Source organism: Xanthomonas euvesicatoria pv. euvesicatoria (assembly GCF_020880415.1).
In the GTDB taxonomy this organism is placed as follows: Bacteria; Pseudomonadota; Gammaproteobacteria; order Xanthomonadales; family Xanthomonadaceae; genus Xanthomonas; species Xanthomonas euvesicatoria.
The window spans coordinates 1-546 of record NZ_JAJIUJ010000095.1 but is presented as its reverse complement, the minus strand read 5'-3'; the positions used below and the strand labels follow the sequence as shown (position 1 = coordinate 546).

1 pseudogene is annotated in these 546 nt (G+C 63.2%); it reads left to right on the top strand.

Annotated elements, in window-relative coordinates:
* A pseudogene (locus LN450_RS15430) lies at window positions 1–546 on the top strand (IS3-like element ISXac2 family transposase); the annotation flags it as partial.

Sequence of the window (546 nt, the reverse complement as noted above, 5' to 3'; positions counted from 1 at the left end):
TGGCCTGTGCTACCTGTACCTGCGCAACGTGAAAGGCTTTGGTTGGAACCACAAGCGGATCTACCGGATCTACCGCGAGTTGGAGTTGAACCTGCGGATCAAGCCGAAGAAGCGGCTGGTGCGTGAGCGGCCCGAGCCTCTGGCGGTGCCGGAGGCCATCAACCAGGTCTGGTCGATGGACTTCATGCACGACCAGTTGGCCGACGGCCGCAGCTTCCGGCTGTTCAATGTGCTCGACGACTTCAATCGCGAGGGGCTGGGGATCGAGGTGGATCTGTCGCTGCCGTCAGCCCGGGTGATCCGATCGCTGGAGCAGATCATCGAGTGGCGCGGCAAGCCCGCCGTGATCCGCTGCGACAACGGCCCTGAATACATCAGTGGCGCGTTGCTGTCCTGGGCGCAGCGGCATGGCATCCGGGTCGAGCACATCCAGCCGGGCAAGCCACAGCAGAACGCCTACGTTGAACGCTACAACCGCACCATCCGCTACGCCTGGCTCGCCCGAACCCTGTTCGACACCATCGACCAGGTGCAGGACAAAGCCAC